Annotated in this window: 13 protein-coding genes; 6 read left to right on the top strand and 7 right to left on the bottom strand. The window is 66.8% G+C overall.

The window, feature by feature from the left end:
- Position 1 precedes the first annotated feature (1 nt).
- The 6 genes from DI041_RS13385 to DI041_RS13360 all read left to right on the top strand — a co-directional run bounded on the left by DI041_RS13385 (position 2) and on the right by DI041_RS13360 (position 6,065).
- Entirely contained in the window at positions 2–550 is a 549-nt protein-coding gene (locus DI041_RS13385; RefSeq protein ID WP_136639010.1) for a DUF2878 domain-containing protein, read from the top strand.
- Complete coding sequence (locus DI041_RS13380; RefSeq protein ID WP_136639009.1) at positions 547–1,332, top strand: DUF1295 domain-containing protein; 786 nt, start codon at positions 547–549, stop codon at positions 1,330–1,332. Before DI041_RS13385 ends, DI041_RS13380 begins: the two co-directional genes overlap by 4 nt.
- Complete coding sequence (locus DI041_RS13375) at positions 1,329–2,402, top strand: SAM-dependent methyltransferase (protein WP_136639008.1); 1,074 nt, start codon at positions 1,329–1,331, stop codon at positions 2,400–2,402. The genes DI041_RS13380 and DI041_RS13375 overlap by 4 nt, the downstream gene beginning before the upstream one ends.
- Positions 2,403–2,410: 8 nt before the next feature.
- Positions 2,411–2,944 (top strand): lipocalin family protein, encoded by a 534-nt coding sequence (locus DI041_RS13370; RefSeq protein WP_046982930.1) that lies wholly within the window; start codon positions 2,411–2,413, stop codon positions 2,942–2,944.
- 170 nt (positions 2,945–3,114) lie between these two features.
- Complete coding sequence (locus DI041_RS13365; RefSeq protein ID WP_046982929.1) at positions 3,115–3,741, top strand: LuxR C-terminal-related transcriptional regulator; 627 nt, start codon at positions 3,115–3,117, stop codon at positions 3,739–3,741.
- A complete protein-coding gene (locus DI041_RS13360) occupies positions 3,738–6,065 on the top strand; it encodes an ATP-binding protein (RefSeq protein ID WP_136639007.1) in 2,328 nt (775 codons plus the stop codon). Before DI041_RS13365 ends, DI041_RS13360 begins: the two co-directional genes overlap by 4 nt.
- Here the strand turns inward: DI041_RS13360 and DI041_RS13355 are convergent, their stop codons facing one another.
- The 7 genes from DI041_RS13355 to DI041_RS13325 all read right to left on the bottom strand — a co-directional run bounded on the left by DI041_RS13355 (position 6,066) and on the right by DI041_RS13325 (position 13,509).
- Positions 6,066–6,821, bottom strand: coding sequence for a SapC family protein (locus DI041_RS13355; protein ID WP_046982972.1), 756 nt, complete (start codon positions 6,819–6,821; stop codon positions 6,066–6,068).
- A 110-nt stretch (positions 6,822–6,931) separates the two neighbouring features.
- The gene (locus DI041_RS13350) at positions 6,932–7,204 is read right to left on the bottom strand and encodes a hypothetical protein (RefSeq protein WP_006366874.1); all 273 of its coding nucleotides are present in this window, start codon (positions 7,202–7,204) and stop codon (positions 6,932–6,934) included.
- Positions 7,205–7,410: 206 nt separating this feature from the next.
- Entirely contained in the window at positions 7,411–9,447 is a 2,037-nt protein-coding gene (gene fusA / locus DI041_RS13345) for an elongation factor G (RefSeq protein WP_136639006.1), read from the bottom strand.
- Between the two features lie 403 nt (positions 9,448–9,850).
- The gene (locus DI041_RS13340) at positions 9,851–10,600 is read right to left on the bottom strand and encodes a hypothetical protein (RefSeq protein ID WP_136639005.1); all 750 of its coding nucleotides are present in this window, start codon (positions 10,598–10,600) and stop codon (positions 9,851–9,853) included.
- Positions 10,601–10,664: 64 nt separating this feature from the next.
- Positions 10,665–11,426, bottom strand: a complete 762-nt coding sequence (locus DI041_RS13335) for a heme ABC transporter ATP-binding protein (RefSeq protein ID WP_136639004.1) — start codon at positions 11,424–11,426, stop codon at positions 10,665–10,667.
- Positions 11,423–12,466 carry a FecCD family ABC transporter permease gene (locus tag DI041_RS13330; RefSeq protein ID WP_014037165.1) on the bottom strand — a complete coding sequence of 348 codons (1,044 nt, stop codon included), beginning with the start codon at positions 12,464–12,466 and terminating at the stop codon, positions 11,423–11,425. The genes DI041_RS13335 and DI041_RS13330 overlap by 4 nt, the downstream gene beginning before the upstream one ends.
- Positions 12,463–13,509 (bottom strand): heme/hemin ABC transporter substrate-binding protein, encoded by a 1,047-nt coding sequence (locus DI041_RS13325; RefSeq protein WP_046982924.1) that lies wholly within the window; start codon positions 13,507–13,509, stop codon positions 12,463–12,465. Before DI041_RS13325 ends, DI041_RS13330 begins: the two co-directional genes overlap by 4 nt.
- Positions 13,510–13,511: the final 2 nt, after the last annotated feature.

Genomic DNA, 13,511 nt, shown 5'->3' with positions numbered 1-13,511 from the left:
AATGCGCCGATTCTGGGCCAACCTCATCGGCAACCAGCTGGTCTGGCTGTGCGCGGTGACCGGTGCCGGGCGCGGCTGGCAGTGGCCAGCGCTGTTGGCGGCCAGCCTCTACGTGGCCAGCCAGTTGCTGACATCCCCCAGGCCGATCGTGGACCTTCGCCTGTTGCTGGTTGCGCTGGCCTGCGCCTGGCTGGTGGATGCCAGCGCAGCGGCCAGCGGCATGGTGCGCTATGCGGCGGCATCGCACGGCTGCGCACCGCCGCCGTGGATCATGGCGCTGTGGGCCGCGTTCGCGATGACGCTGACCACCTCGATGCGCTTCCTGCTGCGGCACCCCGCACTGCCGATCCTGTTCGGCCTGCTGCTCGCGCCACTGGCCTATCTCTCGGCCTCCCGGGGTTTCGAGGCGGTGCAGTTCCGGGCGCCCGCCTGGCAGGGGCTGCTGGTGCTCGGCATGGGCTGGAGCATTGCTCTGTCGCTCCTGTGTGCCGCGGCCCGGCGCTGGTCCCGGCCTTCAGATCATCCACCACTTGCCGGAGCATCGTCATGATCAATCCAGGGTGGGTGCTGCTGTACGCAGTAGTGGTGATGAGCTGGGGCTGGGCCTGGCAGCGTCGCCACACCAACATCGGCGTGGTTGATGTGCTCTGGGCCAAAGGCGTGGGTGCATCGGCGCTGCTGCTGGCACTGCTGGGCGATGGCGCGTTGATGCCCCGGCTCGCGCTGGGGCTGCTGGGTGGGCTGTGGGGCAGCCGCCTGGCCTTGCATCTCTGGCACCGGGTCCGTCACGAACAAGAGGACGGTCGCTACCGTTATCTGCGGGAACACTGGCACGGCCACCAGGGGAAGATCTTCGGCTTCTTCATGGCGCAGGCGCTGCTGATCGTTCTGTTCGCCCTGCCCTTCGTCGCGGTGGCGGCCAATCCACGGCCGGGGCTGTCGCTGTGGGTGGTTGCCGCCGCAGGCGTCTGGCTGATCAGCGTCGGCGGCGAGGCGCTGGCCGACTGGCAGCTGGCCCGGTTCCGGGCCGACCCGGCGAACAAGGGCTTGACCTGCCGCCAAGGACTCTGGCGTTACTCGCGCCACCCCAACTACTTCTTCGAATGGCTGCACTGGTTCAGCTACGTGCTGCTGGCGGCGGGCTCACCACTGTGGTGGCTGGCGTGGTCCGGCCCGCTGCTGATGTATGTATTCCTGCGCTATCTGAGCGGCATTCCGTTCACCGAGAAGCAGGCTCTGCGTAGCCGCGGCGAAGACTACCGCGAGTACCAGCGCAGCACGTCGATGTTCTTTCCCTGGTTCCCCCGTTCTTCCAAGGAGCATTCCGCATGAGCGCGATCCCGTCACTGAATCCGGCCGAAGATGCGGAAACCGGGCTGATCGCCTGGGCCGAACGCGGACTGGTGCCCGATGCGGCGCTGCGTGCGGGCATCCGCCGCTTGTGCGCGCAACGCCTGCATGAGGAAAGCGAGGGCGGCATCGAAGGCCAATCGGCACGCTTCAGCCGGCGCATCGCCGAGCTGGCCGACAGCCCACTCGCGCTGCATACCGAAGTGGCCAACCGTCAGCACTACGAAGTTCCCGCGGCCTTCTTCCAGGCCTGCCTGGGCAAGCGCCTGAAGTACAGCAGCTGCTACTACCCCACTGGCCGCGAAACGCTGGACCAGGCCGAAGACGCCATGCTGGCGCTGTACGGCCAACGCGCCGGCCTGGCCAACGGCCAGCAGATCCTTGAACTCGGCTGCGGCTGGGGCTCACTGACACTGTGGATGGCCGAACGCTTTCCGCAGGCGCATATCACCGCCGTCTCCAACTCGCACAGCCAGCGCAGGCACATCATGGCGCAGTGCCAGGCACGCGGCCTGGGCACCGTCGAGGTGCTGACCTGCGACGTCAACGAGCTTGAACTGCCAACGGCACAGTTCGACCGCTGCGTGTCGGTGGAGATGTTCGAACACGTACGCAACTATGAGCGGTTGCTGGCAGGCATCGCACGATGGCTGAAACCGGATGGCGCGCTGTTCGTGCACATCTTCGCCCACCGCACGCTGATGTATCCGTTCGAGACCAGCGGCGGCGATAACTGGATGGGCCGCCACTTCTTCACGGGTGGGCTGATGCCCGCCGCCGACACCCTGCTGCATTTCCAGCGCGACCTGCAGCTGGAACAGCGCTGGCTGCTGGATGGCAGCCACTACCAGCGCACCGCTGATCATTGGCTGGCCAACCAGGACGCCGCCCGCGAAGAGGTCATGCCTGTACTGGTCGCCACCTACGGCCAGGCCGCGGCAAAGATCTGGTGGCAGCGCTGGCGGATGTTCTGGATGGCCTGTGCCGAGCTGTTCGGCTACGACAACGGCCAGCAGTGGCTGGTGGCCCATTACCTGTTCCGCCCACGCTGAGGTGTGACATGCGCATCTTCCCGCTGCTTCCTCTGCTCGCAGCCGGCCTGTTCGGTGCAGGCTGCAGCTCCAGCGACACCCGGCCCCTGCCGCGGCCACCATCGGTGGATGTGCCGCGATTCATGGGCGACTGGTATGTGATCGCACACATTCCATCGCGCCCGGAACGCGAGGCCTTCGATGCGGTGGAAAGTTACGCGCTACGGCCGGATGGACGCATCCAGACTACCTTCACCTATCGCAAGGGCAGCTTCGATGCCCCACAGAAGTCGATGCATCCGATCGGCCGGGTGGAGAAAGAAGGAAACGGTGCGATCTGGGGCATGCAGTTCATCTGGCCGATCCAGGCCGAATACATCATCGCCTGGCTCGATGATGGCTACCGCCAGACCATTGTGGCCCGCAGCAAGCGCGACTACGTCTGGTACATGGCGCGTACGCCACAGGTCTCGGAAAGCGACTACCGGCAGGCGGTGCAGCGTATTGCAGCGATGGGTTACGACACTGCCAGGTTGAGGCGGGTGCCGCAGTCGGTCCGCTGATCCGGTGTCGATGAGTTCCATCCACTACATCAATGACGTTCGCGGAACCGATGCGCGCAGCACATCGATTCTTAGGAATAATCGCAAAAATCCCGGAAATCCGATGCCCGGCGTGACAGTGACGCCAAAATGATGACCACGCCCATGGGGCGCTGATCACCTCCCTGCGCATGAATGGACATCCTGCACCGCGCCGGCTGCGCTTGGCGCTTCTGGACGACCATGAGGTCGTCCGTCGCGGCATCGCCCTGCACCTCAACCGCGACCGCCGCTTCAGCATCGTCGCCAGCCACTCCCTCAGCGAAGACCTCATCACCACCCTGCATATGCTGCACGTCGATGTGGCGATCATCGACCTGAGCCTGGCCCCCGGCGACCGCGCTAGCGCCGAGCTGATCCCCCTGCTGCGCGATACCTTCCCCAGCATTCCGCTGCTCGTTTTCGCCACGCTCTCACCCGCGACCAACCTCAGCCACCTGATCAAGGCCGGCGTCAGCGGCATCGTCGGCAAGGCCGAACCACTGCCGATGCTGTCAGAGGCAATTGTGCGCGTGCATCAGGGGCTCGGCCGCCTGCCACCTGACTTCATCCTGCCTGCCGACTGCAGCGAACTCAGCCGCAATGAACGCGAGGTACTGGAACTGCTGCTCACCGGGCTCACCGTGTCCGAGATCGCGCTGCGCCGGCACCGGAGCGTCAAGACCGTCAGCACCCAGAAGGTTGCCGCGCTGCGCAAGCTTGGCCTGCGCAACGACGCCGAGATCTACGCCATGCGCCCACACGCGAGTCCGTCATGAGCAGGCCGGACCGCTCGCACCTGCGCACCTCCTTGGCCCTGCTGCTGGTTCTTCTGCTGCTGCCGGCGGCATCTGCGGAAGATGTCCGATCACAACGCTGGGGGCCGGGCAGCGAGGTACGGGTTGCAACGGCCCCTTCCCTTCGCCCGGTACCCGCCCCACTTGCAGAAACAACGCCCTTGCCCACGCTCGCCCACGGCTATGCAGCCCTGGTGGCGCGGCATGCCCAACTGCGTTTCCGCGACCTGCCCCACCCCACCACTACAGAATCTGTGGCTGCCGTGTGTCGCCGCGATGCCGATCTGGTGCTGGTGGTGGGTGGCGCCGCACATCTGCAGCTGCCCTGCCCGGATCTGATTGCCTCCGCCCCCTTTCGTGGCGGCAGGACGGTGCTTGCCGGGCGTTCCGGCCAATGGCTGCCACGCAGCCTGGCGGAGCTGGATGGACGGACCCTGGCCGTGGTTGAGGGCGGCCCCTACGCCGGCTGGCTGGGCGCGCATCATCCACAGATTCGCCTGCATTCCCTTTCCAATCGGCACGCGACACTTGAAGCGGTCATTGCCGGCACAGCGGATGCGGCGATCGGCATGGATACGACGCTGCGGCCAATGATCCGCCGCTACTTCAGCGGCGATCTGCTGCTGCAGCCGATCAGCAGCGATTTCTCCACCGACCTGCACCTGCTCGCTCGTCGGGAGGACAGGCACCTGCTTGAGCGCATCGACCGGGGCCTGCGCGACATCACGCTGGAAGAACACGCTGGCCTGCTGCATCTCTGGGCGCAGCAGACGCTGCCAGCATCGGTGGAGCAAGCGCTGGACCGGGTGCGGTCGCCGCCGCCGGCCTGGCTGTTGGCATTGATCGCCGCGCTGGCCGGTCTCCCGCTTCTCTGGAATCCGCTACGGCACCGCTTCCGCCGCAGCGAACGCGACCGTGCACGCGCGTTCGGCATGATCAGCCATGAGGTACGCAATGCCGCGCAGACGCTGTTGAGCTCGATCACCCCGCTGCACCAGGCGCATTCTGCGGAGGGCCGCCGCGAACTACTCGCGGCGATGGCTGCCGCAGGACGCTCACTGCGCGGGCTACTGGATCGCTCGCTGGATTTTTCGCGCCTCGCCAGTGGTGGCTTCGCGCCGCAGCCAAAAGCCTGCGACGTCGCACTGCTGTGCAACCAGTCGCTGGATGCGATCCGCCCGCCCGCACGCAGGAAAGGCCTGGAGCTCAGGCTGGACTGCGATGCAGCGCCGGCGCCGCTGGTCCTGCTGGATCCCGATGCACTGCGCCAGATTGTCGACAACCTGCTCTGCAATGCACTGAAGTTCACCGATGTCGGCGGCATCGACCTGCGCGTGCAGCTGCGACCACCAACGCGACCGCATGAGCTGCTGCTGGATGTAATCGACAGCGGCATTGGTATCTCTGCTGCGCAGGCAACATCCCTGTTCCACCCATTCCAGCAGGGCGAGGACGGGCTGCAGCGCGGCGGCAGCGGGCTGGGGTTGGTGATCGCACGTGAACTGGCCCGCTCGATGGGCGGCGATCTGACTGTCCACAGCGTCCACGGACGCGGCAGCCGCTTCACCCTGCGCCTGCCGGTGCGGATCGCCAGGGACCGCCCGCCGACTACAAGCGTGGTCGCTAGTGAGCAGCCGCTCGCCGGCCTGGATCTGCTGCTGGTCGAAGACCATGGCCTCAACCGCCGCCTCATGGCCGCCCAGCTGCGGCGCCTGGGCGCGGATGTGCATGCGCTTGCCGATGCCAGCGGTGCGATGGAAGAACAGGCGCGACGGCCGCGCGGCACGGTGCTGCTCGACATCGAGCTCCACGACATGGATGGCTATGCGCTCGCGCGCCGGCTGCGTGCGCAGGCGCACACGCCCTTGCTGCTGATCGCGCTGTCGGCACGCACGGGCCATCGCCATGCAGCGCGTTGTCGCTCAGCAGGATTCGACGCGGTGCTGACCAAGCCGCTGCAGATCGCCAAGCTGCTGCAGGTACTGGCGTTGCCAGCGCTGGGGAGCCACGCTGCACCTGCCAGCACGGCTCACATCGACTCCGTCTATGTGGCCGACATCAGCATGGAACTGACTGCCATCGAGCGCGCCGTTACCGGCGCCGCTCCGGATGCGCTGCGCCATCACGCGCATCGCCTGCAGGGTACGCTGCAGATCTGCGGCGCAACCACGCAAGCCGGCATCGCGGCCGACCTGTGGGAGCTGGGGCGTAAGGCCGCGCCTGACTGGGTCAAGGCGCGGCGACTGCTGCAGGGATTGCAGCAGTGGCACGGCTCCCGCAGGGCGGAAGCCGCACCATCGGCCTGATCAGGCCGCCAGGCGCTCGACCTGGCGACGGGTCAGGTCGTTGAAGCGACCCAGCGACATCAGATGCTGGTGGATCAACGCCAGCCAGCCGCTGCGGTGCCATTCGACCACAGTGGCTTCCGGCAGTGCGACGAATTTCTCGACATCGACCACCTGGAAGCCGTTGAGGTTGAACTCGCGACCGTCCGGAGTACGCACGGTGGCGTTGCGTTCGACCAGCAGGCCGTTCTCGATCAGCGCCTTGGAGAAGGCCTGTGTCTGTTCGTGCTCGCGGGTGAACTGGCCGCAGAACTCCAGCGCCTGCTGCACCATCTCGGTGGCCTTGCCATCGACGAACAGCGGCTGGCCTTCGTCACCACCCTTGACCACGCGGGGGTTCTCTTCATCGATGCCCAGCAGGAAATCGTTGTCCGCGCCGGTGTCGATGAAGATGAAGGGGTGGCGACGCAGGTAAGCCGGGATGTAGGCCTCGTCTTCCCACAGGCCGTCCTTGATGAACAGGTTCTCTTCCGACACGCCGACGGCCGCCATCGGCACCGCGGTCGGGCCGGCGAACAGGATAGGGAAGTGATGCAGGGCCAGCGAGAACTCGCCAAGCACCAGCGGAATGGCGTTGTTGCCAGCGGCAAACTCGAGCCTGCCCGGCAGGATGCGCAGGTCGGCGTGCACATCGGCCTGCAGCGGCACCGGACGGGTGTAGAACAGGGGGGTACCGGCGGGCGCCGCTTCGGTGGTGGTGTCGCTGGTGGTGGTCATCTTGGGAACCGTTCGATCATGCGCGCCTGCCATCCCGGGCGCGCCAGCGGGAACAACCTGAATCCCGCATTATCAACAAGCTCGATGACAACGGCCACCCCACCGGCGGCCTATTTCAACTGCAGCGGGTAGCGTTGCCAGAGAACGTGGACCAGAAAGCCGGCCAGCTCGGTGTCGCGGGCGCTGACCGCAGCGCGGATCTTGTCCAGCAACACCATGTCGCTGCAGGCGCGCACATCGGCGTGGTTGGCCTGCCCTGCCCGGCGCGCCCGGTAGCGCGCGGCCCGTTGTGCGTCGCTCATTGCGTACCCGAACTTGGGCGGACGGCCGCGTTTGCGCGGCAGGGTCAGCTCCAGGGTTCCGGGGTCTTTGTCATCACGCATGAGAGGGGTGCGGGCGGCGGCGAGCAACGGGGGGTGCGCAATTTATCGTGAGGCATCACTTTAATCCAGCTTTTTCTGCAGTTTTGTTGCAATGCAGTGCAAATACTCGCGTGCTGATGCGGATTCATCCACGCCAGCGTGGATACGGAACGCCATCAACCCCCACAAAAAAAGGGAGCCCGCTTACGGGCTCCCCTCACCTTTCCTCACGCAGCGCGTACCGGCTCGTAGCCGTGCAGGTGCGCCTCGCTGCTCGCCCGACCCTGGCTGAGCGAACGCAGCGAAGTGGTGTAGCCCACCAGCTGCGCCAGCGGCGCAAAGCCGCTGACTTCGGCGCGACCCTCCTGGTCTTCGATGCGGGCAATACGGCCATGGCGACGGTTGAGGTCGCCCACCACATCACCCACCGACGCCGACGGCGAATGCACTGTCACTGCCATCACCGGCTCCAGCAGCTGCGTGCCACCTTCGGCCAGCGCCGCCTTGATCGCCTCGGCACCGGCGCGATGGAACGCCATTTCCGAAGAGTCCTTGGCGTGGGTCTGGCCATCGACAAGACTGACCTCGATACCGACCACCGGATGACCCTGAGGGCCTTCCGACAGCGCAGCACGCACGCCCTTCTCCACGGCACTGATGAAGCTGCGGGGCACCACGCCACCAACGATGCGATCGTTGAACACCACCTGGCCGTCTTCGCGCGGCGACACATCCAGCACCACGTGCGCGAACTGGCCCTGGCCGCCGGTCTGCTTGACCAGCCGGCCCACAACCCCGGCCATCGCACGCATCGGCGTCTCCTGGTAGGCCACACGCGGCGCACCTACGCCTACGTCTACCTTCCATTCGCTGCGCAGGCGCTCGACCATCACCTCCAGGTGCAGCTCGCCCATGCCCCAGACCAGGGTCTCCGCCGTGTCGCGATCGGTTTCGACACGGAACGACGGATCTTCCTGGGCCAGGCTGGCCAGGCCCTGCGCCATCCGGATCAGGTCGGCCGCGCGTGCCGGTTCCAGCCGCCAGGCCAGCACCGGTGCCTGTGCCTGGATGCTTTCCAGGCGCAGCGGCTGCGCGCGGTCGCTCAGCGTTTCGCCGCTGACCGCATCCTTCCAGCCCAGCACCGCGACGATGTCACCGGCCACGGCCTGTTCAATGTCGTGGGTCTGGTCGGCCTGCACCCGCACCAGGCGGGTGACACGCCGCCCCTGCGGATGCTGCGAACTGGCCACCGCATCGCCGACCTTCAAGGTGCCCGAGTACAGCCGCACGAAGCTCAGCGCGCCGTGCTGCTGGTGGGTGATCTTGAACAGCAGGCCGGCCAGTGGACCGTCCGGATCCGGCGGCAGCACCACGTCGCCGTCTTCGCTCTCGGCGGTCACGGCAGGACGATCCAGCGGCGACGGCAGGTAATCGACCACCGCATCCAGCAGGGTTTCGATGCCCTTGTCCTTGAACGCGGCACCGGCCAGCACCGGCACGCCTGCACCGGCCAGCGTCGCCCGTCGGATCGCCGCACGCAGCAGTTCCGCATCGATCGCGCGACCTTCCAGCCAGGCATCAGCCAGCAGTTCGTCGTGGTCGGCCACGGCCTCAACCAGCGCGTCGCGCTGCGGCTGCCACAGGGTGCGCGCCGCGTCGTCCCACGGGGTCACCGTGGTTACGGCACCATCCTGCCAGTGCAGCACGCGCTCATCGACCAGGTCGACCCAGCCGTTGAAATCGCTTTCGCTGCCCAGTGGCATACCGAGCGCCCACGGCCGCGCCTGCAGCTTGTCCTGCAGCTGCTCCAGCACACGCTCGAACGAAGCGCCTACGCGGTCCATCTTGTTGACGAACGCGATCAGCGGCACACGATGGCGACGCGCCTGGCGCCACACCGTCTCTGACTGCGGCTGCACGCCGTCCACGGCCGAGAACACGGCCACGGCACCGTCGAGCACGCGCAGCGAACGCTCGACTTCAATGGCGAAGTCGATGTGGCCGGGCGTGTCGATCAGGGTCAGCCGATGCGGCGGCAGGTCGCGCGGCGCCCACTGCGCCTGCACGGCGGCCGCGCCGATGGTGATGCCACGCTCGCGCTCGATCGCCGAGAAATCGGTGGTCGCATTGCCGTCGTGCACTTCGCCGACGCGATGGATTTCGCCGCTTTTCCATAGCAGGCGTTCGGTCAGCGTGGTCTTGCCGGCGTCGATGTGGGCAATGATGCCAAGGTTGCGACGGCGGGAAAGGACTTGGGTGTTCATGAGAAAGGTTCCTGCAAAGCCAACTTCGAGGGCCGCGCACCCCGGTTGGCGACAGGGCGCGCGGCTAGCGTTCGGTCTCGGCGATCTGGTGCATGGCACGTTCTCCTTGCGGTACAGCGGGTGATGGGTGAAACGAAAAGAGCGCCCCGGAGGGCGCTCTGTCGAAGGTCCAGCGATGGCCGTCTCAACGGCCTCGTGGGGCTCCAGGCAGATACGCCCGTTCCGCGCTTGCGCGGGTCAGGGTGAAAAACTTCAGGAGCGGCATCCGGTTCATGGGGCGCATTCTAGACCTGCCAATCTGGCGCGCAAGTGAATATTGAGCACATAAATGGAACGATGAGGCCGACAATGAAAGGGGTCAGATCCCTTTGCCACAGCAAAGGGCTCTGACCCCTACCCTGCCTTACTTGCACTCATGCAGCTTGCGGGCCTCAGCCACGGTCGCAGCCTGGTCGTCCCCCATCGAGATCCATCCCTTCAACGACATCGCCGGATCCACCTGCGCCTGGCGCGGGCCGCCATGGACCACCACCTCGGTCCAGCTGCCGACCGGCGCCAGCTCCGACAATCTTGCAGCCTGGTCGTCTTCGGTACTGAACATGTCGTCTGGCTCCGCAGGCTTGGCCTTGTTCACGGTCTCGGTCTTGCGCGCCCGGATCCGCAGCGCGCCATCGGCCATGCGCTGGGTAGTGACGTCATGGCGTTCCACCCCATAGGCCCAGCTGCTCTCACCTGCGCGACGGGTCTCGCTACCGTCGTCTGCCACCACTACGGAATCACCTGCCGCTTCGGCCACGGTCGCAAGCGAACCCATTCCCGACATCAGCGCCTGGTAGGCAATCATCTGCCGCTGTTCGGTGGCCAGCGCAACGTTACCTGCCTTGCCGGCAGGAATCTGCAGGTACACCGCCTCCCTGCACAACATCAGCACCTGCTGGTCATCCCAGCTGATGAGCACTTCATCATTGGCGAAATAGCGGGTCGTCACCGGAACCACCGGAGCGCTCCCGCCGGTGGAATACCGGCTCTCGATCCGCGAGGCCTGCTCGGCGGCCTTCATCAGGGAGACCGAGGATGCGGACGCGGTGCTGACGGCGCATACGGAGGCGACCATTGCCGAGAGCAGCACGCCATGTGAAACAGTACGGATCATTGCATCAGTCCTTTGAAGAGAACGAACCGCACATGATACGTCGCCTGGCAGAGCAGTTTGATGCTCAGGTCACCACGACCAACGGCACTCCGCGCCGCGGATGCTCCAGCACCACCACATCCTGCTGGTAAACCCGCTGCAGGTTGTCTTCGGTGAGCACCTGCAACGGCGTGCCATCGGCCGCTACCCTGCCCTGCTCCAGCAGCACGATGCGGTCAGCATAGCCGGCGGCAAGATTCAGATCGTGCAGCACCACGATTACGCACGCTCCGCCCTCGGCGCAGGCGCGCACGCTGCGCAGGGTGCGCTCCTGGTGGCGCAGGTCCAGCGCTGCAGTCGGCTCATCGAGCAGCAGCAACGGCGTGTCCTGTGCCAGCACGCGCGCGAACGTGGTCCGTGCCGATTCACCGCCCGACAGCTGCTGCACCTCACGCAGGCGCAGCGCCTGCAGTTCCGCGGCATCGATCGCGGCTTCCACCTGCGCATCATCCACTACAGGGTCGGGCGGGTGCGGCAAGCGCCCCATCGCTACCACCTCCTCCACGCTGAAGGCAAAGCGCACGCCATGCTCCTGCGGCATCACCGCACGCTCGCGCGCCAGTGGCCCGGCCTTGTAACCGGCCAACGGCTTGCCGAGCAGGCTTACTTCGCCAGCGTCGGCACGCAGGTCACCGGCCGCCACAGCCAGCAATGTGGACTTGCCCGCGCCGTTCGGGCCGACCAGCGCGGTCACCGTACCCGGTTCGAACGCCAGCGAGATGCCGTGCAGGATCTCGCGCTGCTGGCGACGCACCACCACCTCGTGCAGTTTCAACAACACGCTCATGGCGCGGCCTTGCGGCGCTGCTGCAGCACCAGCCAGAGGAAGAACGGTGCACCCAGTGCAGCCGAGAACAGGCCCAGAGGAATCTCCGCCGGCGGATCCAGCGTGCGAGCCGCGGTGTCGGCCACCACGATCAGCAGCGCACCGAGCAGGCCGGACAACGGCAGCAACCAGCGATGACCCGGGCCGACCAGCAGGCGCGCCACGTGCGGCACCACCAGGCCAACGAAACTGATCGAACCGGCAAACGCCACCGCAGCCCCCACCAGCAGCGCACTGAACGCCACCAGGCGACGCCGCGTGCGGGTGACATCCAGCCCGAGGTGCTGCGCCTGGCGCTCACCCAGCGCCAGCATGTCCAGCGGCGTGGCCAATCGCTGCAGCGCGAACACACCGATGGCGAACAACGGCACCACGGCCGCCACATCGGCCCAGTTGGCGCGCGCCAGCGAGCCCATCTGCCAGAACACCAGCGACTGCAGCTCGCTTTCGCTGGCGATGTACGTGAGGAAACCGATCAGTGCCGAGCAGAACGCGGCCATCGCGATACCGACCAGCAGCAGCGTGGCGTTGCCCGTGCCCTTGCCGGGCCGGGCCAATGCGTAGGTCAGGCCGATTGCCAGTGCGCCGCCAGCGAACGCGGCCACCGGCACCAGCCAGCCGGCCGCACCGGCAGCGCCGAGTACGATGGCGGCCACCGCACCCAGCGCAGCGCCCTGGCTGACACCGACAATGCCAGGGTCGGCCAGCGGGTTGCCGAACAGGCCCTGCAGGCTGGCACCGGCCATCGCCAGCGACGCGCCGACCATCGCGCCCAACAGGGCACGCGGAATACGCAACTGCCAGACCACGGCGAGGTCGCGGCTGCTGACCGCCTGCGGATCGAGCAGGCCCAGCTTCACCGCCAGCGCCTGCATCACTTCCAGCGGCGGCAACCGCAGCGGGCCCACGGCGAACGAGGCCAGCACCGCTCCCAGCAGTGCCAGCAACGCCACCAGCAACATCGTCCGCCCGCGACGGCGGCGCCGATCCGCCGGACTCATGCCTTCGGCAACGCCGCCAGCGCCTTGGCCAGCGCCAGCGCGCCAGCACCGGAACCGACACTGGTGTACTTCAGCTGCACATCCGGCATCACCCAGACCCGATTGGCCTGCCCGGCCGGGGTCTGCTTCAGCGTCGGGTACGCCTTCCACAGGCCCTCGGCACCACCGAACAGCTGCAGGTCATGCTCGGTCACCAGGATCACCTCCGGTGCCGCCGCGACCACGCCTTCATTGCTCAGCTGCGAGTAGTTCTTCACCCCCGCCTCGGTGCCGATGTTGATGCCGCCAGCCAGTGCGATCAGCTGCGCCGATGCGCTGTCGGCACCCGCAACAGTCGGCGAGCCTCCGGCGCCGGTGGCCGATACATGGATCAGTCGTGGCGCATGGCCCAGGCCCTTGCCAATCGCTGCAGCCTCATCGAGCTGGCGCTGCACCTGCGTGGCAAGTGCCTGTCCTGCTTCGGCCAGCCCTAGTGCGGCGGCGACCTTGCGCACCTTGTCCGGCGCCGGCTGCAGATCGTCGATGACCACCGCCGGTTCGCCCACCTCACGCAGCTTCTTCGCCAGCTCGGTGTGCCGACGCAGGCTGTTGCCGAGGAACAGCGAGCCCTGCAGGCTCAGCACGCCCTCCACGCCAGTGGTGCGGTTGAACAGGAACTGGTGCGGGGCAGCCAGGCCAGCCTGGGTGGTGGTATTGGTCGGCGCGGCGAACACCTGCTTGTCCAGTCCCAGCGCCTCGATCACCGCGATCACGTCGTCACCACCGGCGATGATGCGGCTGGTATCGGCCACCTCGACGTCGGCGCCGTCATCGGAATGCACCTTGGCCGGCAGCACAGCCTTCTGGTCGCGCACGACCGGCATATCGGTGCCGGCCACGCGCTGCCAGCCAGCCGGCAACGCAACTTCGCCAGGCGCGGTTGCGGCGGCGGGCTCAACCGGCTTGCCGCTGTCCGAGGGCGTAGATGAACCGCCACAGGCAGCCAGTGCCAGCGAGACAGCCAACGGAAGCGCACACAGGCGCAGACGGGACGCGATGTTCATGC

Source organism: Stenotrophomonas maltophilia (assembly GCF_004920835.1).
Classification (GTDB): domain Bacteria; phylum Pseudomonadota; class Gammaproteobacteria; order Xanthomonadales; family Xanthomonadaceae; genus Stenotrophomonas; species Stenotrophomonas maltophilia_AQ.
The sequence above is the reverse complement of the archived record's forward strand: the minus strand, read 5'-3'. Positions and strand labels throughout refer to the sequence as shown.

What these genes read in the sequence shown, in the direction of transcription:
- DI041_RS13385 (WP_136639010.1), top strand. Translation starts at nt 2, where the DNA reads ATGCGCCGATTCTGGGCCAACCTCATCGGCAACCAGCTGGTCTGGCTG.
- DI041_RS13380 (WP_136639009.1), top strand. Translation starts at nt 547, where the DNA reads ATGATCAATCCAGGGTGGGTGCTGCTGTACGCAGTAGTGGTGATGAGC.
- DI041_RS13375 (WP_136639008.1), top strand. Translation starts at nt 1,329, where the DNA reads ATGAGCGCGATCCCGTCACTGAATCCGGCCGAAGATGCGGAAACCGGG.
- DI041_RS13370 (WP_046982930.1), top strand. Translation starts at nt 2,411, where the DNA reads ATGCGCATCTTCCCGCTGCTTCCTCTGCTCGCAGCCGGCCTGTTCGGT.
- DI041_RS13365 (WP_046982929.1), top strand. Translation starts at nt 3,115, where the DNA reads ATGAATGGACATCCTGCACCGCGCCGGCTGCGCTTGGCGCTTCTGGAC.
- DI041_RS13360 (WP_136639007.1), top strand. Translation starts at nt 3,738, where the DNA reads ATGAGCAGGCCGGACCGCTCGCACCTGCGCACCTCCTTGGCCCTGCTG.
- DI041_RS13355 (WP_046982972.1), bottom strand. Translation starts at nt 6,821, where the DNA reads ATGACCACCACCAGCGACACCACCACCGAAGCGGCGCCCGCCGGTACC.
- DI041_RS13350 (WP_006366874.1), bottom strand. Translation starts at nt 7,204, where the DNA reads ATGCGTGATGACAAAGACCCCGGAACCCTGGAGCTGACCCTGCCGCGC.
- fusA (WP_136639006.1), bottom strand. Translation starts at nt 9,447, where the DNA reads ATGAACACCCAAGTCCTTTCCCGCCGTCGCAACCTTGGCATCATTGCC.
- DI041_RS13340 (WP_136639005.1), bottom strand. Translation starts at nt 10,600, where the DNA reads ATGATCCGTACTGTTTCACATGGCGTGCTGCTCTCGGCAATGGTCGCC.
- DI041_RS13335 (WP_136639004.1), bottom strand. Translation starts at nt 11,426, where the DNA reads ATGAGCGTGTTGTTGAAACTGCACGAGGTGGTGGTGCGTCGCCAGCAG.
- DI041_RS13330 (WP_014037165.1), bottom strand. Translation starts at nt 12,466, where the DNA reads ATGAGTCCGGCGGATCGGCGCCGCCGTCGCGGGCGGACGATGTTGCTG.
- DI041_RS13325 (WP_046982924.1), bottom strand. Translation starts at nt 13,509, where the DNA reads ATGAACATCGCGTCCCGTCTGCGCCTGTGTGCGCTTCCGTTGGCTGTC.